This is a genomic window from Methylocystis bryophila (assembly GCF_027925445.1).
Taxonomy (GTDB): domain Bacteria; phylum Pseudomonadota; class Alphaproteobacteria; order Rhizobiales; family Beijerinckiaceae; genus Methylocystis; species Methylocystis bryophila.
Window position 1 is genome coordinate 4342730 of record NZ_AP027149.1, and the last position, 21553, is coordinate 4364282.

24 protein-coding genes are annotated in these 21553 nt (G+C 63.4%); 6 read left to right on the forward strand and 18 right to left on the reverse strand.

Translation table 11 applies throughout. The annotated features are described in order from the left end of the window. Position 1: 1 nt before the first annotated feature. The 14 genes from pstB to coaBC form a co-directional block, all read right to left on the reverse strand. A complete protein-coding gene (pstB, locus tag QMG80_RS20120; RefSeq protein WP_085770791.1) occupies positions 2-787 on the reverse strand; it encodes a phosphate ABC transporter ATP-binding protein PstB in 786 nt (261 codons plus the stop codon). Further along, entirely contained in the window at positions 784-1623 is an 840-nt protein-coding gene (gene pstA / locus QMG80_RS20125; RefSeq protein ID WP_085770792.1) for a phosphate ABC transporter permease PstA, read from the reverse strand. Before pstA ends, pstB begins: the two co-directional genes overlap by 4 nt. 2 nt (positions 1624-1625) lie before the next feature. After that, positions 1626-2630: a phosphate ABC transporter permease subunit PstC gene (gene pstC, locus QMG80_RS20130; protein WP_085770793.1), complete on the reverse strand. Its 1005-nt coding sequence runs from the start codon at positions 2628-2630 to the stop codon at positions 1626-1628. Between the two features lie 94 nt (positions 2631-2724). Continuing rightward, a complete protein-coding gene (pstS, locus tag QMG80_RS20135) occupies positions 2725-3768 on the reverse strand; it encodes a phosphate ABC transporter substrate-binding protein PstS (RefSeq protein WP_085770794.1) in 1044 nt (347 codons plus the stop codon). Between the two features lie 227 nt (positions 3769-3995). Further along, positions 3996-5456, reverse strand: coding sequence for a pyrroloquinoline quinone biosynthesis protein PqqE (gene pqqE / locus QMG80_RS20140; protein WP_245300093.1), 1461 nt, complete (start codon positions 5454-5456; stop codon positions 3996-3998). Next, positions 5453-6229: a pyrroloquinoline-quinone synthase PqqC gene (gene pqqC, locus QMG80_RS20145; RefSeq protein ID WP_085770796.1), complete on the reverse strand. Its 777-nt coding sequence runs from the start codon at positions 6227-6229 to the stop codon at positions 5453-5455. Before pqqC ends, pqqE begins: the two co-directional genes overlap by 4 nt. Next, positions 6226-7155: a pyrroloquinoline quinone biosynthesis protein PqqB gene (gene pqqB, locus QMG80_RS20150; protein ID WP_085770797.1), complete on the reverse strand. Its 930-nt coding sequence runs from the start codon at positions 7153-7155 to the stop codon at positions 6226-6228. Before pqqB ends, pqqC begins: the two co-directional genes overlap by 4 nt. Before the next feature lie 197 nt (positions 7156-7352). Further along, positions 7353-8087, reverse strand: coding sequence for a hypothetical protein (locus tag QMG80_RS20155; protein WP_158658622.1), 735 nt, complete (start codon positions 8085-8087; stop codon positions 7353-7355). A 76-nt stretch (positions 8088-8163) separates the two neighbouring features. Beyond that, positions 8164-8997 carry a CDP-alcohol phosphatidyltransferase family protein gene (locus QMG80_RS20160; RefSeq protein ID WP_245300095.1) on the reverse strand — a complete coding sequence of 278 codons (834 nt, stop codon included), beginning with the start codon at positions 8995-8997 and terminating at the stop codon, positions 8164-8166. Between the two features lie 47 nt (positions 8998-9044). Beyond that, entirely contained in the window at positions 9045-9743 is a 699-nt protein-coding gene (locus QMG80_RS20165) for a phosphatidylserine decarboxylase (protein WP_085770799.1), read from the reverse strand. Positions 9744-9985: 242 nt separating this feature from the next. After that, complete coding sequence (locus QMG80_RS20170) at positions 9986-10183, reverse strand: hypothetical protein (RefSeq protein WP_245300097.1); 198 nt, start codon at positions 10181-10183, stop codon at positions 9986-9988. Between the two features lie 302 nt (positions 10184-10485). Beyond that, a complete protein-coding gene (locus QMG80_RS20175; RefSeq protein ID WP_085770801.1) occupies positions 10486-10938 on the reverse strand; it encodes an RrF2 family transcriptional regulator in 453 nt (150 codons plus the stop codon). Beyond that, complete coding sequence (gene dut, locus QMG80_RS20180) at positions 10935-11399, reverse strand: dUTP diphosphatase (RefSeq protein WP_085770802.1); 465 nt, start codon at positions 11397-11399, stop codon at positions 10935-10937. Before dut ends, QMG80_RS20175 begins: the two co-directional genes overlap by 4 nt. Further along, on the reverse strand, positions 11396-12640 hold the full coding sequence (gene coaBC / locus QMG80_RS20185; protein ID WP_245300098.1) for a bifunctional phosphopantothenoylcysteine decarboxylase/phosphopantothenate--cysteine ligase CoaBC: 1245 nt from the start codon (positions 12638-12640) through the stop codon (positions 11396-11398). Before coaBC ends, dut begins: the two co-directional genes overlap by 4 nt. A 145-nt stretch (positions 12641-12785) precedes the next feature. Between coaBC and QMG80_RS20190 the strand changes: the two genes are divergently transcribed. Further along, on the forward strand, positions 12786-13307 hold the full coding sequence (locus tag QMG80_RS20190; protein ID WP_158658623.1) for a hypothetical protein: 522 nt from the start codon (positions 12786-12788) through the stop codon (positions 13305-13307). A gap of 357 nt (positions 13308-13664) precedes the next feature. On the opposite strand, the gene QMG80_RS21775 is transcribed toward QMG80_RS20190, so the two are convergent. From QMG80_RS21775 to alr, 4 genes are all read right to left on the reverse strand, one after another. Continuing rightward, entirely contained in the window at positions 13665-13997 is a 333-nt protein-coding gene (locus QMG80_RS21775) for a GcrA family cell cycle regulator (protein WP_085770804.1), read from the reverse strand. A gap of 249 nt (positions 13998-14246) precedes the next feature. Next, positions 14247-14570, reverse strand: coding sequence for a phasin family protein (locus QMG80_RS20195; RefSeq protein WP_085770805.1), 324 nt, complete (start codon positions 14568-14570; stop codon positions 14247-14249). A 280-nt stretch (positions 14571-14850) separates the two neighbouring features. Beyond that, entirely contained in the window at positions 14851-16200 is a 1350-nt protein-coding gene (gene rimO, locus QMG80_RS20200) for a 30S ribosomal protein S12 methylthiotransferase RimO (protein WP_085770806.1), read from the reverse strand. A gap of 48 nt (positions 16201-16248) precedes the next feature. Next, complete coding sequence (gene alr, locus QMG80_RS20205) at positions 16249-17385, reverse strand: alanine racemase (RefSeq protein WP_085773548.1); 1137 nt, start codon at positions 17383-17385, stop codon at positions 16249-16251. A gap of 157 nt (positions 17386-17542) precedes the next feature. On the opposite strand from alr, the gene QMG80_RS20210 reads away from it, so the two are divergent. The 5 genes from QMG80_RS20210 (at position 17543) to QMG80_RS20230 (ending at position 21505) form a co-directional block, all read left to right on the forward strand. Next, positions 17543-17806: a type II toxin-antitoxin system ParD family antitoxin gene (locus QMG80_RS20210; protein WP_199769037.1), complete on the forward strand. Its 264-nt coding sequence runs from the start codon at positions 17543-17545 to the stop codon at positions 17804-17806. Continuing rightward, positions 17803-18183, forward strand: a complete 381-nt coding sequence (locus tag QMG80_RS20215) for a type II toxin-antitoxin system RelE/ParE family toxin (RefSeq protein ID WP_158658624.1) — start codon at positions 17803-17805, stop codon at positions 18181-18183. Before QMG80_RS20210 ends, QMG80_RS20215 begins: the two co-directional genes overlap by 4 nt. 105 nt (positions 18184-18288) lie before the next feature. Beyond that, positions 18289-19989: a lysine--tRNA ligase gene (locus tag QMG80_RS20220; protein WP_085770808.1), complete on the forward strand. Its 1701-nt coding sequence runs from the start codon at positions 18289-18291 to the stop codon at positions 19987-19989. Positions 19990-20903: 914 nt separating this feature from the next. After that, entirely contained in the window at positions 20904-21173 is a 270-nt protein-coding gene (locus tag QMG80_RS20225; protein ID WP_245300099.1) for a type II toxin-antitoxin system RelE/ParE family toxin, read from the forward strand. After that, complete coding sequence (locus QMG80_RS20230; RefSeq protein WP_085770810.1) at positions 21170-21505, forward strand: addiction module antidote protein; 336 nt, start codon at positions 21170-21172, stop codon at positions 21503-21505. Before QMG80_RS20225 ends, QMG80_RS20230 begins: the two co-directional genes overlap by 4 nt. Positions 21506-21553 lie beyond the last annotated feature (48 nt).

Consider the following 21553-nt stretch of genomic DNA (forward strand, 5'->3'; position numbering starts at 1 on the left):
ATTAACCGAACCGACCCGTGATGTAATCCTGCGTTCTCTTTTCCTTCGGACTCGTGAACACGGCGTCCGTTTCCGCGAACTCGACGAGCTCGCCCAGATACATGAAAGCCGTGAAGTCGGAGACGCGCACCGCCTGCTGCATGTTGTGCGTCACGATCGCAATCGTGTACTGCGACGCGAGATCGTCCATGAGCTCCTCGACCTTGGCGGTCGAGATCGGATCCAGCGCCGAGCAGGGCTCGTCGAACAGGATCACGTCGGGCTGAACGGCGACGCTGCGCGCGATGCACAGTCGCTGTTGCTGGCCGCCCGAGAGGCCGAGCCCGCTCGAGTGCAGCTTGTCTTTGACTTCATTCCAGAGCGCCGCGCCGCGCAGCGCTTGCTCGACGCGCCCGTCGAGGTCCGTTTTCGAGAGCTTCTCGTAGAGCCGGACGCCGAAAGCGACGTTCTCGTAGATCGTCATCGGAAACGGCGTCGGCTTTTGGAACACCATGCCGACGCGCGACCTCAGCAGATTCACATCGACTCGAGGATCGAGAATGTTCTCCCCGTCGAGCAGCACCTCGCCCTCGGCGCGCTGATGGGGATAAAGATCATACATTCGGTTCAGCACACGCAGCAGGGTGGACTTGCCGCAACCGGAGGGTCCGATGAAGGCGGTCACCTTGTTCGTGTGCAGCGGAATCGACACATTCTTCAAAGCGTGGTGCCCGCCGTAGAAGAAGTCGAGGTCCTGAACAGATATCTTGGTCGGAAGTTCGGCTTTCACGATCGAGGCCACGTTCATCCCTTTGCCCTCTGTGCGCCGAGCGCGCGTGCGGTAATCGACAGGAACAGCACTGCGGCGGTGATGAGCAAAGCGCCCGTCCACGCCAGTTGCTGCCAATCCTTGTATGGCGAGAGCGCGAATTGGAAGATCACGACCGGCAGGCTCGCCATCGGCGCATTGATGTCGCCGCTGAAGAATTGATTGTTGAGCGCGGTGAAGAGCAACGGGGCCGTCTCGCCGGATACGCGCGCCACGGCGAGCAGCACGCCGGTGACAAGCCCTGCTTTCGCCGCGCGATAGGCGACTTGGCGAATGACGTAGGAGCGCGGCAGACCGAGCGCCGTCGCCGCTTCGCGCAGCGAGCCGGGCACGAGGCGCAGCATGTCCTCCGTGGTGCGCAGGACCACGGGGATCACCAGAATCGCCAGCGCCGCGGCTCCGGACCAGGCCGAAAAGTGCTTCTGCCGCGCGACAATCACCTCGTAGACGAAGAGGCCGATGACGATCGACGGCGCGCTCAGAAGGATGTCGTTGATGAAGCGAATGACCATGGCGAGCTTCGAATTATTCCCATATTCGGCGAGCCAGGTGCCGGCGAAGAGTCCGAGCGGCGCGCCGACCACGACGCCGAGCACCGTCATGATCAGCGATCCGACGATGGCGTTGAGCAGGCCGCCCGCGCTGCCCGGCGCCGGCGTCATTTGCATGAAGACGGCGGGCGAGAGGCCCTTCACTCCTTCGTAGATGAGCACGACGAGTATGGCGACGAGCCATGCGAGACCGAAGACTGCAGCGGCGAGGCACAGCTTCCGCGCGATAGAATCCGCGACGCGACGGCGGGCGTATATGGACACGCTCAACCTCCCCCTTTGCGTTCGACGCTCATATGCAGAAACCTTGCGATCGAAAGCTCGACGAAGGTGATGACGAAGAGGATGAGGCCGAGCAGGACCAGCGACGACGTGTAGAGATCGCCCACCGCTTCCGTGAATTCATTGGCGATCGTCGCAGAGATCGTCGTGCCCGGCGCGAGAATGGAGGTCGCGATCTTGTGCGCGTTGCCGATGACGAAGGTCACGGCCATGGTCTCGCCGAGCGCGCGACCGAGCCCGAGCATGATCGCGCCAATGACGCCGACCGCGGTGTAGGGAATGACCACATGCCGGACGACCTCGGTCGTCGTGCAGCCGATGCCGAACGCCGCCTCCTTCAACACGACTGGAACCGTCTCGAAGACGTCGCGGCAAACCGACGCGACATAGGGCAAAACCATGACGCCGAGGATCACGCCTGCGGTGAGCATGCCAATGCCGTAGGGCGGGCCGGTGAAGAGCAAGTTCAGGCCTGGAACTTCCTTGAAAGTATTGATGAGCCAGGGCTGAACATAGGTCTGGAGGAACGGGGCGAGGATGAAGAGGCCCCAAATCCCGTAAATGATCGACGGGATGCCAGCGAGCAGCTCGATCGCGATGCCGATCGGGCGCCGCAGCGCTATTGGGCACAGCTCCGTGAGGAACACGGCGATGCCGACGCCGACCGGGGCGGCGATCACCAGCGCGATCGCCGAGGTGACGAGCGTGCCATAGATCGCCGGCCCCCCGCCGAATTTCTCGGTGACAGGGTTCCAGGACTGCGACGTGACGAACCCGAGGCCGAATGCGCCAAGAGCCGGCAATGACCCCTGGATCAACGAAAGAATGACGCCCCCGAGGAGGATCAGCACAAGGAGCGCGCAGCTGAAGGTTGCGCGACGAAACACGACATCCACGAGGGCGAGCCGCTGCAGCACGCGCCCCCGCTCCGCCGTTGTGGAGACCTGCGCTCCGAGCGCGCCGAGGTTTGGCCCGGCCGCGCTATCCATGACTCGTTCGCTCACTTGTGCTTCCTCTCCTCGCGGACGCATCTTCCGTTTGCCGTCTAGGCCTTAAGACGCATCTCGTCGCTTGAGGCTCGTCTCAATACAAAGCCTTGCCGTCCGCGCCCTTGACCTCGCTCGCCCACGTCTTCTTGATGAGGGTGACGACGTTCGCCGGCAACGGAATATAGTCGAGCTCCTCGGCGGCCTTGCCCCCGTTGGCGAAGGCCCAAGCAAAGAACTTCAGGGCTTCCGCCGTGGCTGCGGAGTCTTGCGGCTGCTTCGGCAGCAGGATGAAGCTCGCGGCGGTGATCGGCCAGGACTTGGCTCCGGCCTCATTGGTCAGGATTTCATAAAAGCCCGGCGCCTTCGCCCAATCCGCGTTGGAGGCGGCGGCCTGGAAAGCCTCGGAAGTCGGCGCGACGATTTTCCCGTCCTTGTTCGCCATCTTCGCGAAGGTCATCTTATTTTGCTTCGCATAGGCGTATTCGACATAACCGATGGCGCCCTTCGTGTTGGCGACGGTGTTCGCGACGCCTTCATTCCCCTTGGCGCCGACGCCGACCGGCCATTCCACCGCCGAGCTCTCGCCAACCTTCTCCTTCCAGGCCGGCGAGACCTTGGAGAGATAATTGGTGAAGTTGAAGGTGGTGCCCGAGCCGTCGGAGCGATGCGCCACCACGATCGGCAGCTGCGGGAGTTTCACCTTGGGATTGAGCTTCTTGATCGCCGCATCGTCCCAGCTCGTGATCTCGCCGAGGAAGATCTTTGCGATGAGCTCGCCGTTCAGCGTGAGGGCGCCCGGCGCGATGCCTTCGAGATTGACGACGGGAACGATGCCGCCAATGATCTGCGGCCATTGAATGAGGCCGGCGGCCTGCAGCTCCTCGGGCTTGAGCGGCTGATCGGAAGCGCCGAAAGTCACGGTGCGGGCCTTGATCTGCTTGATGCCGCCGCCGGAGCCGATCGACTGATAGTTCAGGCTCGCGCCGGTCGCGGCCTTATAGGCCTCCGCCCATTTCGCATAGATCGGATAAGGGAAGGTCGCGCCCGCGCCGGAGATGTCGACGGCGAGCGCGACGCCCGCGGTCGCGACGAGAGCGAACGCGCCCAGCGCGGCGCGCTTGAGAAATTGCAAAGTCATGACGAAGATCTTCCTGGCTCGAGAACGAGGGCGCCGGCCGCAAGCCCTGACGCGAAGGCAATGCTAGCCGGTGTCGACCAGCGTTTTGCGACATCAAAGTGACAACGACGCGACAGCTGATATTTTTATAAATCAATCAGATGCTCGCGTCTTGCCCGCGCTCGGGCCGCGGCGAAGGCTTAGTTGCGCGAAAAGCGGCGGCCGAGTTCGAGCCTCCTCCTCGCGGCTCAGGCCGGCTCGGTCTCCTTCGAAGCCTCGGCGCTCATGCGTCGATAGATGAAGGCGGGGGCCGGGGTTTGCGCCTCGGTCTCGCCAAGCCTGGCGAAAGCCTCATGGGCCAGCGAGAGATGACAGGCGGGATCGGTCGCGTTGGCGTCGCCGATCGCCGCCATCGCCTGGCAGCGGCAGCCGCCGAAGTCGATTTCGCGGCGCTCGCAGGAGCGACAGGGCTCTTGCATCCAGTCGGTCCCGCGGAAGGCGTTGAAGGCTGAGCCATTGCGCCAGACGTCGGCGAGATCGCGCGCGCGCACGTCGTCGAAGACGAGGTCGGGGAGCGTCTGCGCCGCGTGGCAGGGCAAAGCCTTGCCCGAGGGCGTCACGACGACGATTGAGCGGCCCCAGCCGCCGGTGCAGGCTTTCGGCCGCGAGGCGTAATGGTCGTGGATGACGAAATCGAAATTGAGCACGCCCTTGAGCCGCTTCTTGGCCTCCTCGACGATCTCGACCGTGCCGAGGAACGTCTCGCGCGTCGGGATGAGCGCCGCGCGGTTCTTCAAGGCCCAGGCGTAATATTGAATATGCGCGATCTCGATGCGCTGCGCCTTCGCTTCGACGGCGAACTCGATGATCTGCGGCAGATGCGCGATGTTCTGCCGGTGCATGGGCGCGTTGATCGTGAGGGCCATGCCGAGCTCGCCGGTCCATTCGGCGACCTGGCGCTTTTTTTCAAAGCCGCCCGCATAATGAGAAATGCGATCTGCGTTCTCGGGCTCGACATCCTGAATCGAGAGCTGCACGTGATCGAGCCCGAGCTCGGCCAAGCCTTCGAGACGGGCGCGCGTCAGCGTGACGCCCGAGGTGATGAGATTGGTGTAGAGTCCGGCGTCGACCGCGAAAGCTAGAATCTCCTCGAGATCCTTGCGCACGGTCGGCTCACCTCCCGAGAGATGAAGCTGCAGCGCGCCGATCGCCGCCGCTCGCTGGAAGACGGCGCCCCATTCCTTGGCCGTAAGCTCCGCATTGGCTCGCTCGAGATCAATCGGATTGGAACAATAAGGACATTGCAGCGGGCAGCGATGCGTCAGCTCCGCCAAGAGCCCGGTCGGACCGCCAGCGAAGGGCTCGTAGCTCTGCGCCCGCAGCGAGGGAGGCGGCGCCGAGAAGGGCGAGGGTCCGTCGCGCAGCAGCCGCTTGTCCGAGAGGCCTTGCAGCAGATTGACGACGTCGCGCGAAACGATCTCCAGCGGCGCGCCGTAATGCGATGAGAGCGCGCCAGCGATCTCGCCCACGGTCTTCGCGCCGTCGATCTCGTTCAAGACCGCAAGCGAGATCGCGTCGATCTCATAGGCGCGCTCTGGGGCAAGCACGACGCTGCGCGATCTCGCCCGATCATGATGCAGCCGCGCGTAACGCTCGAAGGCGGGACGGCTGCTCGATTCGATGACGTAGCGCGCCGGCGACGGGCTCACTGGAAAGTCTGTCCGAGTTGGAAGGCGCCCGGCGGAACGACGGCGGGCAAAACATAGGCGTGATGTAAGGCGTCGAGCTGAGCCCACAAGACGTCGCATTTGAACCGCACGGCGTCGATGCAGGCCTCCTGCTCGGCGCGGCTCAGCGCGTTCTTCTTGATATAGTTCAGCGCGAAGTCCGCGTCCCGCGGCGCCTGAGACAGCCGACGTTTGAAGTAGGCCATCACGTGATCGTCCACGAAGTCGTAATTCTCGAGCATGCCGGCGATGCGCTCCCTATGGATCGCGGGAGCGAAAAGCTCGGTGAGCGAGGAGGCCACGGCGACGACGAGCGGCTGCTCGACGACGAAGCGAACATAGGCCTCCACGGCGAACTTCGTCGCCGGCAGGGCGCCGCGGCGCGAGATCACATATTTGCGGGGCAGGCCGAGCCCATCGGTCAGCACGAGCCAACGCTCGATGCCGCCCGCCTCCTCGCCGAGGCCGTCATGATCATGAATGCGATGCAGCCATTCCCGGCGCAGCTCGCGGTCATGCGCGCGGCTCATGAAGGCGGCGTCCTTGCGCGGCACGGCCTCCTGATAGCAATAGCGGTTGAGCGCCCAGGCGCGCACCTGCTCGCGGTTGAGCTTGCCGCCGTGCAAGAGCTTATGGAACGGATGCTTGTCATGGTAACGCTCGACGCCGACGGCGCGGATCGCCGCTTCGAAAGCCTCGGGCGAAAGCGTCGGCGAATTGAGAAAGGCGTGCGAGTCGAGAACGTCGTTGTTCACAGAAGGACCTCCATTCCGTCTTCGCCGATTTCCCAGCCCGAGGCTTCCGCCTCGCGCCGCTCCCTCGAGAAAGCGTTCAGCACCGGGTTCGAATTGTTAATGTGCACATAAATTTTTCGCGCGACGCCGAGCGGCGCGAAGGCGGCGATCGAGCCGTCCGACCCGCTCATGTTGATGTGCCCCATGCGCGTTCCGGTCTTGCCGAGCAAACCCTGCTCGATCATCTCATTCTCATGCCAGAGCGTGCCGTCGAAGAAGACGAGCGCGGCGCCGCTGAGGCGTTGGGCCAGGGCCTCATCCACGCCGGCGCAGCCGGGGATGTAGTAAAACGCCTTGCCGCTGGCGGTCTCGGTGATTTTCAATCCGAGCGTATCGCCTTCGGCGCTTCCGAAATTGGCCTTTAGCGCGTCCTCGAGCCAGAGCGCGATTTTACCGAGAACCGGAAAGGCCTCTACGGAAAGGCCGAGATCCGCGCCCGCGCCCTTAAGCGCGACGGGCGTGTCGATGGGCAGCACTTCACGCGCGACGCAAGCCGGCGCAAGCACGTTGAAGATGCGGTTTTGCGAAAGCACCTCGAGCACCCGCGACGAGCCATAGACCGTGAACGGCTGCGCCTCGCGCAGCGTGAGAAGGCCGGTCACGTGGTCGACGTCGCCATTCGTCACCACGACGGCCTTGATCGGGCTGGCGCGGACGGGATCGTCGCCGCTCGGCGCAAGCACGGGATTTTGCGCGATCTGCTCTCGCAGGTCCGGCGACGCGTTGAGAAGAACCCAGTCGCGCCCATTGGCGGTCGCAGCCAGCGAGGACTGCGTGCGCGGGGAGAAGCCAGGCTCGCCGGCGCGGACGGCGCGGCAATTGGCGCAGTTGCAGTTCCACTGCGGAAAGCCGCCCCCGGCTCCGGACCCGAGAATCCTGATGCGCATGTCGTCTGGCTGACCATGGCGCGGCTCTTTTGGCCCGCCAGGCTCCCTTATCGCTATTGTTTTGAGGCACTATGCGCATCGAGGCGCAGCGGGCGCAAGTGCGGCATAAGGGCGCGAGAAACTCGGGCCCTCACGCGACGGCCGGCGCGGGGCGCAACCCTTGTTCCTCTTCCGTAAACTGGGGGTGTAGGCCTCTCCTAATCGGTCTTCTTATTTTTCTCGGCCTTCCGATGGAGGAAGAACCCTATGAGCCCAGCCATTCCCGTTCCAGCGGCGGCTAAGGCGGCATATATGGGCTGTATTTCCGAAACATAGTATTTGATCAGCTCAAAACCGCGCGCCTGCGCCGTCCATGTCTCATGCATGACCAGAGCTTCGCTGACCGGGCTGCCCGCCGCGGGATTATCTTGGCTGAAAATATCAAAAGAAATTCTAATATTGCCAACACGCAAGGGAACTATATACCAGGACCAATATAATTTTTCGTTTTCGTCCGTCCTCCGCAATTTATCATCTTTTGGGGTTATGGAGAGCATCTGAGGATCAGCCTTCAAATAGGCCGACAGGTATTTATGGACTCTCACGGTTCTTTCAGCGCGCTCCCCCGGCAGGCCTCGAAAGAGATCATTTTTTTCCAGATCGCTCAATGCTTTTGTATCGAGGATGGCCTGAATCTCCGTACTCTCGCCTACGTACAAGATGTTTGGCTTGTTAAACGTAACGGTTTTTATTTCGAATGAGGCGCGCTCGACGACCGGTTTTTCTTCTCCGCAGCCCGCAAGAAAGAGCGATGCGAGCGCGAGGCAGGGGAAGGCGAGTGACGGAGCCGAAAAAGAGGAGCGAGACACTTTGAGTCCCTCCGAGCAAATTGCGCGCATCGCAAAATCGCGCAAGGGCAATGTAATTTTAGGGAAGCCGAGGACGGCCCTCAAGTGATTGCGTGCAGCCCGATCTTGCGCCTGGTTGCGTTCTCAAACGAACTTGGAAAAGACCCTCGCCCGTGCGCTCTCAGGGCGCCGCCTCCGCGGCGCGCTCTTTCTCCGCCTGCGCCAGCGATCTGTATCGGCGGACCGCCAGCGGGATGGAGGCGAGATAGCAGAGGCTGAGCAGTGTCAATATTTCCATCGGATAGGTCCACAACAGCAGTAGCAGCACGACGACGCAAAAGAGCAGAGGAATGATCATATCGCGTGGCACGCGGCCCATTTTCTTTCCCGAAAAATGTGGGATGGGGCTCGCCATCAGAAAGGCGATCACGAGGACATAGACGACGAAGATCGGCGCGAAAGCCTTGGATGCCGGAAGCTCCAGCGTCGAAAGGTGCAGATAGAGCGGCAGCAGCACGGTCACCGCGCCGGCCGGCGAGGGCATGCCAACGAAGAATTGCGCGTGCCAGGCGGGCCGCGTCGGGTCCTCGGCCATCACGTTGAAGCGCGCGAGGCGCAGCGCCGCGGCGATGGCGAAGGCGAGCGTCGCGAACCAGCCGAAATTCTTGACCTCGTGCAGGAGCCAGAAATAGAGCACGAGTCCCGGCGCGACGCCAAAATCCACGAAATCGGCGAGCGAGTCGAGCTCGGCGCCAAAGCGTGTCGTCCCTTTGAGCGCGCGCGCCAGACGTCCGTCGAAGCCGTCGAACACGGCAGCGGCGATGATGGCGAGCACAGCGGTCTCGAATTTTCCGTCGACCGCGTAGCGGATCGCCGTCAGCCCCATCGACAACGCCAGCAGCGTGACGAGATTGGGCAGCACCGCGCGGAGCGGAATGTTGCGAAAGCGCAGACGGCGCCGCTCGATTGGCGTGAGCTCGCTCTCGGGATGGTCGAAGGACTGGCTTTCGGTCACGTGGCTCGAGCCTGCTCAGGGGGGGTCAGCTAAGCGCCGGCTTGGCGTCAACCCGATTTAAAGGACAGGGCTGGCGTGTGCGCGGAAAAATCCGCAAGCACGGTCTCCCCGGCGATGGCGCGCGAGCCGATGGCGACCATCGGCCGCGCATGGTTCGGCATATAGACGTCGACGCGCGAACCGAAGCGGATGAGGCCAAAGCGCTGGCCGACGGCGAGCTGCTCGCCCTCGCGCACGACGCAGACAATGCGGCGCGCGACAAGACCGGCGATCTGCACGACGCCGAAGCGGCCCTGCGGCGCGTCGATGACGAGGCCGTTGCGTTCATTGTCCTCGCTCGCCTTGTCGAGATCGGCGTTGACGAAAAGCCCAGGGCGATAAGCGATGCGCGCGATCCGGCCGGCGATCGGCGCCCGATTCACATGCACGTCGAAGACGCTCATGAAGACCGAGACGCGCTGCATCGGCTCGGCGCCGAGCCCAAGCTCGGCTGGCGGGAGATAGAAGCCCACGGAACAGATCACGCCGTCTGCGGGCGAGACCACGAGTCCTTCGCGCAAGGGCGTGACGCGCGCGGGGTCGCGAAAAAAATAAGCGCACCATGCCGTGGCGATGAAGCCGATCCATCCGAGCGAGCCGGAAATCCAATGGAGCAGGAAGGCGACGATCGCAAAGATCGCGATGAAGATATAGCCCTCGGGATGGATCGGGGTGAGCGATTTGCGAAAGGAATTCAGCACCGACATCCGACTCTCCCGCCCCCGCGCTGGTGGCGTCGCTTTTGGCATGGTCGGGCCGCAATGTCACCCCGCTGGGCGCGGGTGCGCCGCGCCTTAGAGCATGTCACGGAAAAGTGCGAAGCGGTTTTCCGATCATGACATGCTCCCCCTTTTGATTTGGCGCGATTCCTTATCGCTCGTACGATTCCGTTCGAGCGGGAAACGCGCTAGTCGCCGGCGCGGCGGTCGGATCGGCGGTCAGAGGCGGCTTAAAGCTGGCGACCCAGCTGCCTCACGTCGACTCCATACTGCGCGAGCCAGTTGCGAAGCTTGTCGGAGACCGGCAGGACGCGCGAAGCGTTCGAATTGGTCTGGCAGGCGCTTCGCAGCGAGAGGTAACGCGACCAAATCGTCCCGACCTCCTTGTCGCTCAACACAGAGCGCACCTCGCCCAGCAGCGTACGCACGTCGGAGTCGCTATATTTACTAAGCAAAGGGCAGCCAACGACAACGTTTTCGGAATGAGCGGCGGAAGAAACGAGCAGGAAGAGGATAGCTAGGGCAGTGCGTCTCATGCGTTCACCTCGGGGATGTTGGTTTCTTGCGATTTCTGCAACCCGCAAAGCTTAAGATCTTAGAAGCTTTGGAGCGGGTCAGGGGACGCGCATATCTCTGCGTCGCCCGCGCTTCATCGTCGGGTCTGGATCAACATCAATGACTTTCCAGGCAAAAGTTTGACCATGACTCTCACGCGAAAGCGCGCGGTCTCTCAAATCTCGAAATCCGCTTGAGTCTTCTCCGCGCTTCCGAAGCCGTAGACGAGCGCGCGGGCGCAAAGATCGTCGAGCGTGACCATTTCCAAGCGCTGAAAGATCTCAGCTTCAATCTCCTCCAAGGCGGGCGCGATCGCCGCCTCGAGCGAGAGGGGCGCAATCTTCGGTTCGAGGTCCCCTTCTTCTTCGACGCGCAGCGCGACGCGGAGGACGTCGGCAAGGGTCAGGCGCCGCCTTTCCTTGGCGAGCTCGTAGCCGCCGGACGGCCCGCGCAGCGATTTCAGCACGCCGGCGTGCACGAGCGCCTGCAGCAGGCTCTCGAGCCGGCGCGGCGGCAGCGCATGCCTGGTCGCGAGCTCCTTCGAGCTGACCGGGCGGCCGCGCGCATGCAGCGCCACATCTAGCACCGCGAGCAAGGCCGCGCGCGCCGCGCGAGGCAGAAGCGTCATCGAGACGGGCTCTTGGCGAGCCCCGTCGAGCCAAAACCGCCGCTACCCCGAGGCGTCTCCGCAAGCTCCACGACCTCGACGAGCTCGACGCGGACCACGGGCGCGACGACGAGCTGCGCGATCCGCATGCCGCGCAGGATCTCGAAAGGACGCGGGCCCAGATTGACCAGGATCGCTCTCACCTCGCCGCGATAGTCGCTGTCGATTGTGCCGGGCGCGTTGAGGATCGTCACGCCGTGCTCCAGCGCAAGGCCGGAGCGGGGCCGCAGCTGCGCCTCGAATCCCGGCGGCAAATGTATGGCGAAACCGGCTGGCACGAGGTCGCGCGCGCCCGGCTCGAGCACGAGCTTCGACCCCGCCGGCAGCGCCGCGCAAACGTCGAGACCGGCGGCGCCGCTCGTCGCGTAAAAGGGAAGATCGAGTCCTTCCCCATGAGGAAAACGACAAATTTCGACTTTCACGCCGCTCCCCCTTTGCCAGCGCTCGCCTCGAGCATCGTCGCGATGCGCGCGACGAGCCTTGAAGCGACTTCATCCTTGCCGAGGCGAGGCCAGCTCTCGACCCCCTCCGCCGTCACGAGATGCGCCTCGTTCTCTCCCGCGCCGAAGACGCCCGACCCCACGTCATTGGCGACGATGAGATCGACGCGTTTTCGCACAAGCTTATCGCGCGCGTGAGCGAGAAGATTCTCGGTCTCGGCGGCAAAGCCAATGACGAGCCGGGGCCGCTCACGCCCGCGCGCGGCGACGTCGGCGAGAATGTCGGGGTTCTCGACGAGCGCGAGCGCCGGCGGCGAGTCGCCCTTCTTTTTCTTGATCTTGTCGCCCGCGGCCTCGACGCGCCAGTCGGCGACCGCCGCGGCGCCGATAAAGACGTCGGCCGGCAAAGCGGCGTCCACAGCGGCCAGCATCTCGCGAGCGGTCTCGACGCGGCGGACCTCCACGCCGGCGGGATCAGGCAGATTGACGGGACCGCTCACAAGCGTCACGCGCGCGCCGGCCCGCGCCGCCGCAGTGGCGATCGCATGGCCTTGCTTCCCTGAGGAACGGTTAGCGATATAGCGCACCGGGTCAATCGGCTCATGCGTCGGACCCGACGTGACGATCACATGGCGGCCGGCGAGCGGACCGGAGGCGGGCGCGAGCGCGGTTTGGACCGCGCGCACAATGGCCTCGGGCTCGCTCATGCGGCCGGGACCGTATTCGCCGCAGGCCATGTCCCCTTCCTCTGGACCGACGAAGAGCGCGCCGTCCGAAGCCAGGCGCTCGACGTTGCGGCGCGTCGCAGGATGAAGCCACATGCGCCAATTCATCGCGGGCGCGAACAGCACGCGCTTGTCTGTGGCGAGCAACAGCGTCGTTGCGAGATCATTGGCGAGACCATTCGCCGCGCGCGCCAGAAGATCTGCGGTCGCGGGCGCGACGACGACGAGATCGGCCTCGCGCGAGAGCCGTATGTGCCCCATCTCGCCCTCGAGCGCTGAACTGAAGAGATCGGTGTGGACCGGCGCGCCGGAAAGGGCCGCGAAGGAAAGCTCCGTGACGAATTCCTTGCCCGCCGCCGTCAGGACGACGCGGGTCGAGGCGCCGGCGTCGCCGAGCCTGCGCACGAGCTCGAGCGCCTTATAGGCCGCGATCCCGCCGCCCACGACGAGCAGAATGCGCTTGCCCGCGATTGCTCGCGCCGGCTCGAGAACCGTCACGCCACCCTCCCTCACGCCCCCAAGGCTTTGCGCAAGGATACAGATTTTCTCGGCGGGCCGCCAAGCCGAGCGTCGCCCTTTTGCGTGTCTTGGTGAAGCTGCCCGGCCATGCTACGGGCCTTTGCGAAGGCTTGGATGCGAAGCGATGCAGCAATTAATTCGGTGTCTTGCTCCTTACCCCGTCGTGCTTCTGGCTTTGTGCCTGTCTTCCGCATCTGCAATGGCGGATAGCTTCGCCGCTGCGCACCGGGCGGAGATAAGGGAAATGACGGCGGCGGGAGTGCGGTTTCGGGAGGAGTTTCAGAAGTATAACAGAAAGCTATACGAGGGGCTGGAAAAAGGAAGCCCAGCCTTCAACGAGGCGGGGCGCTTAAGCGCAGATTGTTACTGGTTAATTTACTCTCGATTTTATGTCAAATTTCGCAATGTAATTGATAAACTAAACACTTCCCCTCTTAAATATCCTGATGATATCGATGAGGGGCGGGGCGATGAAATAATCCATGATCCGAAAAAGATAGTCGTTCTCACGCGGAAGGTGATTGGCGATATTTGGTATCTGGAGGGGACTGGCCGCTCTGCCGGCGATTTTGCGGCGGAATATGCTCGGCGCCCCGAGTTTGAAAAGAAATGTGAAGGATATTTGGACGCAACGGGACTGAGGTGACCAGCTTCGGGACGCCGCGCATTGACCCCCTCCCCTGCCCTCCCCCGCCATAGGGCGTCTTCAGACGCCCGTCTTTCGACGGGCTATGGCGGGAGAGGGGGTTTGGTTCCGCCCGTCATCGAGAGTCCGAGTAACGCCTGCCGCTTTCCCTCTCCCGCGAAGCAACGCGAAGCGGGGGAGGGTGAGGGAGGGGGCTTATACGCCGATTCCTGGGCTCAAGAGGCCACGCCATAAAGATCATAAGCGTCGGCGCGCTCGATCTTCACGCTGACGATCTCGCCCGCGCGGACAGTGCGCCGCGCTATCCGCCGCGCCGTCGATCTCGCGTCCGCGCCGCGCCGCGCCGCTGGGTCCGTTTCAGGCGGTTCCGGTTTTGGGCAGCCGCAAAGCTCCGCTACTTGGCGGCGTCCTCGGCCTGTTCGGCACGCTGGAGAGGGCCTCGTGCGTCGTGCAGTAAATGGCTTCCACAGCGCAGGCGCAGCCGCAAAAACGGAACTTTTCCAAATCCCGCGGCTCGCCAAGCGGCCAGCGACATCGGCCTGGGCGAAGCTCCATGAAGCCTATGGGCCTCGATGCAGGAAGCGGCGCCCAATTGCCGCCACGCTCTTGAGTGCGCAAAAAATGCTTCGCCGCATCCTGCCGCGATTGCAACACGCCGGTGGTCGTCGCAGGTCGCGCCGCCGGTGTCATGGGTTTGCTCACTTCGAAGCCGTTACGCTTTCTCTCGTGCGAAGCAGGACGCGAATGCCCCCCGGTCGGCGGCGAGTCAAATGCAGATCGCCCGATCGACGAAGCGGATCGGGCGATGGGATGAGGCGCTGCTCGGGTGGGAGCGAATTCCCGCAAAAGGCGACAGTCTTTTGCAATGGAAATTCGCTTCAACTTTTTAAGCTGGCGCGATTTCTTACCCCTCGAACGGTTCCGTTCGAGGGAGGCGCGTTACGCCTGCGGGCCGGCGGCCGTGACGGGCTTGAAGGCGCTCTGGAAGAGGTTCGCATAAAGACCGCTAATCTTCGTGGCTTGCGCCATGAAATCTTCATAGGTGGATTTGGCGAAATCCGTCTGAAGCGCCAAGGCTTCATCCATCTGCTTGACGGTCAGCAGCTTCTCGTAAAAGGCGCGGCCCTTCTCGAAGGAAGTTTTGGAATATTCGGCCGTCTCGGCGGCGATGGCCTGGAGGCTTTCTGTCGAGGGATTTGCCTTGACGAAGGCCTCGAATGGATTGCCGCCGAAGGCTTTGATCTCAGAAAAGTCGAAACGCATGGATTGTCCTTATCTTGGGGCGGGAACGCCCCGCTGTGCCGCCATGTTGGGTGTATGTGCGGCGCACAAATTTGTCAAGGAGTGATGTTGCGCTGCAGCATGAGCGCGGCAGAATGTGCCGAGGATCCCGTGGCCTTGCTCCGGCGACCTCGGATTCGTCTTAGTTTGAAGCCCCCTCCCTCACCCTCCCCCGCTTCGCAGGAGAGGGGCCTGCCGGCGTTACGCGAAAAGTCGGCGACAGGCGCGGTCGAGCTCCCTCTCCCGCCGTAGCCCAACTGCCTCAGGACGCTGCGCCGAAAAGATCATAGGCGTCGGCGCGCTCGATCTTCACCGAGATGATCTCGCCCGCGCGCAAGGGTCGGTGCGAAGCGATATGCACCGCGCCGTCGATCTGCGGCGCGTCGCCCTTGCTGCGGCCCTTGGCCGCCCGGCCGAGCGCGCCGCCGCCGGCCTCGTCGATGATGACAGAGAGACGCTTGCCGACCTTGCGCTTGAGGAGCCGCGCGCTCGTCGCCTGCTGGCGCGCCATGAAGCGGTTCCAACGGCTTTCCTTGATCTCGTCGGGAACGAGAGGAAGCCCGAGCCCATTGGCGGGCGCGCCCGCGACCGGCTCATATTTGAAGGCGCCAGCGCGATCGATCTCGGCCTCATCGAGCCAGTCGAGGAGAAAAGCGAAATCCTCCTCCGTCTCGCCGGGAAAACCGACGATGAAGGTCGAGCGCAGCGTGAGATCCGGAACCGCGCGCCGCCAGGCGCGGATGCGCTCCAGAACCTTCTCCTCATTCGCCGGCCGCTTCATCGCCTTGAGCACCGAAGGCGCCGCGTGCTGGAAGGGGATATCGAGATAGGGCAGCGCCTTTCCTTCCGCCATCAGCGCCATCACCTCATCGACATGCGGGTAAGGGTAGACGTAATGCAGCCGCACCCAAACGCCGAAATCGCCGAGCGCCTTCACGAGATCGAGAAAGCGCGCGCGCACTTGCTTGTCTCCGTATAGGCTCTCGGCGTAGCGCAGGTCGCGCCCATAGGCGCTCGTGTCCTGCGAGATAACGAGGAGCTCCTTGACGCCGGCCTTCACGAGCTTCTCGGCCTCGCGCAGCACATCCGCCGCTGGGCGCGAGACAAGCGGCCCTCGCAGATGCGGGATGATGCAGAAGGAGCAGCTGTTGTCGCAGCCCTCCGAAATCTTCAGATAGGCGTAATGGCGCGGCGTGAATTTCACACCCTCTTCCGGCACGAGATCGAGGAAGGGATCATGCGCGGGCGGCGCGGCGCGATGCACCGCCTCGACGACGCTCTCATAATCCTGCGGACGCGTGATCGCGAGCACGTCGGGAAATTTGGCGAGAATGTCGGCAGGATCGGCGCCCATGCAGCCGGTCACGACAACCTTGCCGTTCTCCTTCAGCCCCGCTTCGATCGCTCCAAGCGACTCGGCCTTGGCGCTGTCGAGAAAGCCACAGGTGTTGACGACGACGACATCGGCGGCCGCGTGAGTTTTGGCCAGCTCATAGCCTTCGGCGCGCAGCCTTGTGACGATGCGCTCGCTGTCGACGAGCGCCTTGGGGCAGCCGAGCGAGACGAAGGAGACGCGCGGCGCGGAGGAAGAGGAGCTTGCGGAGGAGGACATGGCGCCGCAGTGCCACGTCGCGCCGGCGATGGCAAACGCAGCGGCAGCCTACCCGCCGACATAGCGCCGCGCATAGCGGCGGCCGAGCCGTGTGAGGATCTCGTAGCCGATCGTCCCGGCGCGTTCGGCGAGCGCGTCGACGCCGGTCGTCTCGCCCAAAATCTCGACGAAGTCGCCGCGCTGCGCGATGAAGGACGGCGCCTCCGTGAGATCGAGCACGATGGCGTCCATCGAGACGCGGCCGACGATGGGGCAGCGAAAGCCCGAAACAAGGGCTTCGAGCGGCTCGGCTCCGGCTCCGCTTGAGACGCCCCACGGCAGGCCGTCCGCATAGCCGAGCCCCAGCGCCGCGAGCCGAGAAGGGCGCGAGGCGGTCCAGGTCGCGTCATAGCCGACGCTCTCCCCCGGCTTAATTTCGCGCAGCGCCAGAATGCGCGCCTCGAGCTTGACGACGGGGCGCATGGGGTTCGGCTTTCCGGGCGTCGGATTGCCGCCGTAGAGCGCATAGCCTGGCCGCACCAGATCGAGATGCGGCCGATGCGGCAGAAAAATCCCCGAAGAATTCGCGAAGGACGCGGCGACTTCGGGAAAATGCGCGCGAGCGAGCGCAAACTGAGCGATCTGCCGGTCGTTGCAGCGATTCTCCGGCTGCTGCGACGAAACGAAATGGCTCATAACGAGCTGGAGCGAAAGGCCGCGCGCGAGTTCGGCCGCGACGCCCGCGTCCGGGGGCGCGACGCCCAGCCGGCTCATGCCCGTGTCGATATGGAGCGCCGCCGGCGTTCCCGGCGCCAGCGCCGCCCATTCGGCGATCTCGTCGAGCGAGTTCAGCACGGGCCGCAACTCATGCGAGAGAAGCAGCGGGCCGGAACCCGGCGGCGCGCCGTTGAACATGTAGAGGACCGCGTCGCGCGCAATCGCCCGCGCCTGGACGCCCTCGGCGGCGGTCGCGACGAAGAATGTGCGGCAACCGGCGGCAAGCAGCGCGCGCATGACGGGCTCAAGGCCGAGCCCATAGGCGTCCGCCTTGACGACCGCCGCGCATTCGGCCGGCGCCGAGCGCTCGGCCAGGAGCTTCCAGTTTCGGGCGAGCGCCGCAAGATCGATCGTCAAAAGCGCGACCTCGCCCGCGTCGCAAGGCGAAGCGCCGAGGGAAAGCGGAGAGGGCTTTTCGCGGACGGACATGGCGGGATCCCGGCGCGTGAATGATTCCACCATCATAGCTGCCGCGACGCCGCAGCCCAAATGGCGGGGCTAACGAAAGCGACTTTGCCTTTCACAGGAGGCGCCCTTTCGCTGGCAAAATTTGCCATTCGGAGTAGCATGACGAAGGAGGTGAGCCATGCCGACCATGAACGTGAGCCTGACGCCGGAGATGGCGGAATTCGTCGAAAAGGAGCTGGCGACCGGCGATTATGCGACGGCGAGCGAGCTCGTCCGCGACGCGCTGCGGGTTCTGCGACGTGATCGCGATCTGGAAAGCGAGCGGATTGAGCTCCTTAGGCAAGCCGTCGACCATGCTCTGGACCAAGCGGAGCAAGGTCAGCTCTCTCGACGCGGCGTCCTGGAAATCGCCGAGGACGTATTGAGAGAAAGCAAGGCTTGAGATCTCGTCTCACCGTTGATGCGGATGCAGACATCGCCCGTATTCTCAGGACCACGGCGCGTCTGTTTGGGGAAAGACAAGTTAGGGAATACGCGAGGATCATCGCCCTTGGGATCGATAGAGTTGCAGAAGACCCGCTCCGGCCGTCGAGCGTGGACGCCAGTTGGATCCGCGAGGGCGTGCGGCTTTACCACCTGGATCACGCCGCCGGGCGCCGGCATGGCGCCGCGCATCTCCTTTTCTACAAGATCGCCAAGGGTCGAGGCGAGGTCTGCGAGCTCGTCGTGTTGCGCGTGCTCTATGAGCGGATGCAGCCAAAGCGGCGATTGATCCAAGCGCTGCGTAACGAGGAAACCGAGGATCGTCGCCTTAGCTGACGACGCCGTCCTCCACGTCCTGGCGCTAGAGCCGCGCTATGCGCCGTTGACGCCGCGACGCGTCATTCCTACTGTGCGCCCCCCTCCCCCTCCTCACAGGCGCCAATGTCCCCGCTTCCCGCTGAAACCGCCGTTTTCCCTTCCGATCTTGTCGAAGCCGCGCGCGTCTCGCCCGCCTGGCCCTTCGAGGAGGCGAAGAAGCTCGTCAAACGCGTCGAGGCCACGGGGCAGAAGCATGTGCTGTTCGAGACGGGCTACGGCCCCTCGGGCCTGCCGCATATCGGCACCTTCGGCGAAGTGGCGCGCACCTCCATGGTGCGCCACGCCTTCCAGGTTCTGACCGAAGGCCGGATCACAACGAAGCTCCTCGCCTTTTCCGACGACATGGACGGGCTGCGCAAGGTCCCCGACAATATCCCCAATAAGGAGCTCGTCGCGAAGCATCTCGGCAAGCCGCTCACGCAGGTGCCGGATCCTTTCGGCACGCATGAAAGCTTCGGGGCGCACAACAACGCCCGCCTGCGCGCCTTCCTCGACGCCTTCGGCTTCGACTATGAATTCGCTTCCTCGACGCATTACTACTGCACGGGCCGCTTCGACGAGGCGCTTTTGCGCCTGCTCGCGCGCTATGACGCCGTCATGGAGATCATGCTGCCGACCTTCCGCGAGGAGCGCGCGGCGACCTATTCTCCCTTCCTGCCCGTCCACCCCAAGACCGGCGTCGTGATGCAGGTCCCGCTCACGGGACGGAGCGTCGACGCCGGCACGATCGATTGGCGCGATCCGCAGACCGGCGAGGACTTCACGACGCCCGTCACCGGGGGCCATTGCAAGCTGCAATGGAAGCCCGATTGGGCGATGCGCTGGCACGCGCTCAGCGTCGACTATGAGATGGCCGGCAAGGACCTCATCGACTCGGTCAAGGTCTCGAGCGCGATCGTACGCGCGCTCGGGGGCAAGCCGCCCGAGGGCTTCAACTACGAGCTGTTCCTCGACGCCGAGGGGCAGAAGATTTCGAAGTCGAAGGGCAATGGGCTGACGATCGACGAATGGCTGACCTATGCGAGCCCCGAGAGCCTCGCGCAGTTCATGTATCAGAAGCCGACGGCCGCGAAGCGTCTACACTTCGACGTGATCCCGAGGAACGTCGACGACTATCTCGCCTTTCTCGACGCCTATCCGCGTCAAGCCTGGAAAGAGCGGCTCGGCAATCCCGTCTGGCACATTCACGGCGGCAACCCGCCGCAGCCCGAGGTTCTGCATCATCGGGGCGAGACCGACGCCAAGGGGACGACCGTCAGCTTCGCGATGCTGCTCAATCTCGCGACCGTCGCCAATGCGGAAGAGCCGGGCGTGCTCTGGGGCTTTCTGCGTCGCTACGCGCCGCAGGCCTCGCCCGAGAACCACCCCCGTCTCGACAAGCTTGTCGGCTATGCCGTCGCTTATTTTCGCGACTTCGTGCGGCCCAAGAAGCGCTACCGGGCGGCTGACGAGACCGAGCAGGAGGTGCTGCAGAAGCTCTCGGACGCGCTGGCGGCGCTTCCCGAGGGCGCCGATGGCGAGGCGATCCAGACGGCGCTCTACGATCTCGCCCGCACCGTGCCGCGCTATCAGGATTTGAAGGCCAAGGGCGCGACGCCGGAGCGCCCGGGCGTCTCCAATGATTTCTTCAACATGCTCTACGCCGTGCTGCTCGGCGAGGAGAAGGGCCCGCGCTTTGGGTCCTTCGCGGCGCTCTACGGCGTTCAGGAGACGCGCGCGCTCATCGCGCGGGCGCTTGCGGGGGAATTGGCGGGAAACCGATAGTCGAGGCTTCAGGTCCTGAGATCCGATGCGTCTCCAATGGGTAGCTGAAACACGCTGACCGTCCACATTTCCGACGTGACCTTTCTCCTCGCCTACTTCGTTTGTTCGAGCGGAGCGTTGTACTCGATTCTTTTGTATGAGACGTCAATTTGTGAGCTTGGAATAGGGCCTATGCGACCGCGAGGGAATTCAACGACTGTGTGATATTCCGCATGGTATTCATGAGTTGGGGGATTGAACGGAAGTGATGGCCGGCCAAACTCATCAAAATCCCGGCGGCACTGAACGCGCTCACGGGATATATTTCTGCAGTCAAACCTGCTAAGGCGCAAGAACGGTTCGAGCTCCTCACTCTCAGAAATTTGGGCGAACCTCTCGCGAAGCCGCTCTTCAACTTTGGAGCAATCCAGCGTCCGGCGTCCTTTTCCCTCAGGCACAGTTGTTTCAAAGCAAATATTCCGGATAGTAGCAATAGCGCTATCCAGTTCTCCCCTAGGCGGGTTAGAACCCTCATTATCATCATCATAAATATCCATCGTCTCGACTATAGAGTCCTTGGCTAATGAACTCAGCCCGCCAGGCGGCAGCAAAATACAAGTCACAAGCGTGAGCAGAACGCCGACAGACCGGCTACCGGGGACTTCAGTGCTCGCGTCAGACGCGCGACGGAGATGCCGGCGCCTTTTACCACGGAAAAGTAGCGCTGCAGAGAAGAGCGCGAGGGCTTGATCAAATTTCATCTATCCTAACCTCCCGCAAATCGTCCTTATCCCTTCGGCGTCGGTCACGAAGCGCTCATTGAGTCAGCACCTCTCTCCGGCCTGCCCCGCAGGGGAGCTGTCTTGCGCGCTTGTATCCAATAAGATTCACCGCGTTTGCATGTTCGTCATCCTTGGTTCGTCCGAATTCGACGCGTGGCTGTCCTCTCTCCTGGACCACAAGGGAAGGCCAGAATTCTGGCGCGCTTGCGAAGCGCCACGTTCGGCAATTTCGGCGATTGCGCTTCGGTGGGGGAAGGCGTTTTCGAAATGCGCCTCCACTTTGGACCCGGCTACCGTGTCTATTATGTGCGTGCGGAGAAACCGATCTATCTCCTGCTGATCGGAGGCGACAAATCCACGCAAAAGATGGACATAGTCCGCGCCAAAGAGATGGCGCGAGCGATCGAGGAGACGAATCGATGACGACCACCTTTGCCCCCTTCGACGCCGCGGATTATCTCGATAGCGACGCGACGATCGCCGAATATCTCACAGCCGCCGCCGAGGACCCAAACAGCGATGTCTTCCTCGCCGCGCTCGGCGACGTCGCCAAAGCGCGCGGCATGGCCCGGATCGCCAAGGACACCGGCCTCGGCCGAGAAAGCCTTTACAAGGCGCTCAGCGCCGGCGCCCATCCGCGCTTTGAAACCGTGAATGCGGTTTTGCAGGCTCTCGGTGTGAAAATCGCGATCGTCCCCGCGGGACCCGGACAGGACGACTCGCCGGCTGCCGGCGCGGCAGACCGCCACGCATGAGCCTGTTTGGACTTTCCAGAGTCATCGCCTCGCCCAGGCGGTCCGCCC

What these genes read in the sequence shown, in the direction of transcription:
- QMG80_RS21775 (WP_085770804.1), bottom strand. Translation starts at nt 13,997, where the DNA reads ATGACACCGGCGGCGCGACCTGCGACGACCACCGGCGTGTTGCAATCG.
- pstB (WP_085770791.1), bottom strand. Translation starts at nt 787, where the DNA reads ATGAACGTGGCCTCGATCGTGAAAGCCGAACTTCCGACCAAGATATCT.
- pstS (WP_085770794.1), bottom strand. Translation starts at nt 3,768, where the DNA reads ATGACTTTGCAATTTCTCAAGCGCGCCGCGCTGGGCGCGTTCGCTCTC.
- QMG80_RS20210 (WP_199769037.1), top strand. Translation starts at nt 17,543, where the DNA reads ATGCCGACCATGAACGTGAGCCTGACGCCGGAGATGGCGGAATTCGTC.
- pstC (WP_085770793.1), bottom strand. Translation starts at nt 2,630, where the DNA reads ATGGATAGCGCGGCCGGGCCAAACCTCGGCGCGCTCGGAGCGCAGGTC.
- QMG80_RS20190 (WP_158658623.1), top strand. Translation starts at nt 12,786, where the DNA reads ATGCAGCAATTAATTCGGTGTCTTGCTCCTTACCCCGTCGTGCTTCTG.
- rimO (WP_085770806.1), bottom strand. Translation starts at nt 16,200, where the DNA reads ATGTCCTCCTCCGCAAGCTCCTCTTCCTCCGCGCCGCGCGTCTCCTTC.
- QMG80_RS20230 (WP_085770810.1), top strand. Translation starts at nt 21,170, where the DNA reads ATGACGACCACCTTTGCCCCCTTCGACGCCGCGGATTATCTCGATAGC.
- QMG80_RS20175 (WP_085770801.1), bottom strand. Translation starts at nt 10,938, where the DNA reads ATGACGCTTCTGCCTCGCGCGGCGCGCGCGGCCTTGCTCGCGGTGCTA.
- QMG80_RS20195 (WP_085770805.1), bottom strand. Translation starts at nt 14,570, where the DNA reads ATGCGTTTCGACTTTTCTGAGATCAAAGCCTTCGGCGGCAATCCATTC.
- QMG80_RS20220 (WP_085770808.1), top strand. Translation starts at nt 18,289, where the DNA reads ATGTCCCCGCTTCCCGCTGAAACCGCCGTTTTCCCTTCCGATCTTGTC.
- QMG80_RS20165 (WP_085770799.1), bottom strand. Translation starts at nt 9,743, where the DNA reads ATGTCGGTGCTGAATTCCTTTCGCAAATCGCTCACCCCGATCCATCCC.
- alr (WP_085773548.1), bottom strand. Translation starts at nt 17,385, where the DNA reads ATGTCCGTCCGCGAAAAGCCCTCTCCGCTTTCCCTCGGCGCTTCGCCT.
- pqqB (WP_085770797.1), bottom strand. Translation starts at nt 7,155, where the DNA reads ATGCGCATCAGGATTCTCGGGTCCGGAGCCGGGGGCGGCTTTCCGCAG.